The organism is Micromonospora craterilacus (assembly GCF_003236315.1).
GTDB lineage: Bacteria > Actinomycetota > Actinomycetes > Mycobacteriales > Micromonosporaceae > Micromonospora > Micromonospora craterilacus.
The window spans coordinates 1-1,104 of record NZ_POTY01000497.1; the positions used below are offsets into that span (position 1 = coordinate 1).

At 70.2% G+C, this 1,104-nt stretch carries 2 protein-coding genes; one reads left to right on the forward strand and one right to left on the reverse strand.

What is annotated here, in order from left to right:
* Nucleotides 1-437: cellulose binding domain-containing protein (locus C1I95_RS34055; RefSeq protein ID WP_199524044.1), on the reverse strand; the 437-nt coding region annotated here is incomplete at its 3' end.
* Between the two features lie 275 nt (nucleotides 438-712).
* On the opposite strand from C1I95_RS34055, the gene C1I95_RS34060 reads away from it, so the two are divergent.
* On the forward strand, nucleotides 713-1,104 hold a 392-nt coding region (locus C1I95_RS34060; protein WP_111220228.1), incomplete at its 3' end, for a glutathione peroxidase.

The window sequence follows — 1,104 nt, forward strand, 5'->3', positions numbered from 1 at the left end:
GTGGTCGGCGGCGCGGTGGTGGTCGGCGGGGTGGTGCCGCCGCCGCACGGCGCGCCGTTGATGGTGCAGTTCAGCGGCGCCCGGTACGGCCCGGTGCCGTTGTAGCCCCAGCTGAAGGAGGCGCCGGGGGCGAGCGCGCCGGCCCAGCTCTTCTTGACCGCGACGTAGCGGTTCCCGGTACGGGTGACGTCCGCGTCCCAGGAACTGCCGATGGTGGTACCCGAGGGCAGCTCGAACTCGATGCGCCAGGTGCTCACGCTGGCGTCCGACCCGTTGGTGATGGTGACCCTCGTCTCGTGACCGGTCCCCCAGTCCTGCACCCGGGTGAACGAGGTGGTCACGCTTCCGGCGCCGAACGCCGAGGCCATCGGGACCGTGGCGACGGTCACCGCGACCACGGCGCCGACCCAGAGGGCCCGGCGGAGCGATCTCTTCATGTGGCGTCTCCAAACAGTTAGGAAACTTTCCAAAATGTTGAGGAGACGCTACTCACAGGCCACCACTTCGTCAAGATGTGCATGTTTCGATTTCCACGCCCAGGAGAAACCGCCCCGGTCACCGCGTGGCCAGGGTCGGGCGGCGGCGCTCGCGGCACCGCTCCCGGCGCTGCGCGGGTCGACCCGGCGGACGGAACCACGAGCACCACCCGGCGTCACGGCGACACGACAGTGGGCACGCCGACCCACCGGGCGGCCGGCGGTAGCCTCGCGGCATGACCGTCTTCGACATCCCGATCGACGCGCTCTCCGGCGGCCCGGCCGATCTCGCGCAGTACCGCGGACGCGCCCTGCTCGTGGTCAACGTCGCGTCCCGCTGCGGCCTCACCCCGCAGTACGCCGGCCTCCAGGCACTGCACGACGAGTACGCCGACCGCGGACTGGTGGTGCTCGGCGTACCGTGCAACCAGTTCGCCGGCCAGGAGCCCGGCAGCGCTGCGGAGATCAGCGAGTTCTGCCAGGTCAACTACGGGGTGACCTTCCCGCTCACGGAGAAGATCGAGGTCAACGGCCCCGACCGGCACCCGCTCTACGCGGCCCTGGTCGACACCTCCGACGCCGAGGGCCACACCGGCGACATCCGGTGGAATTTCGAGAAGTTCCTGGT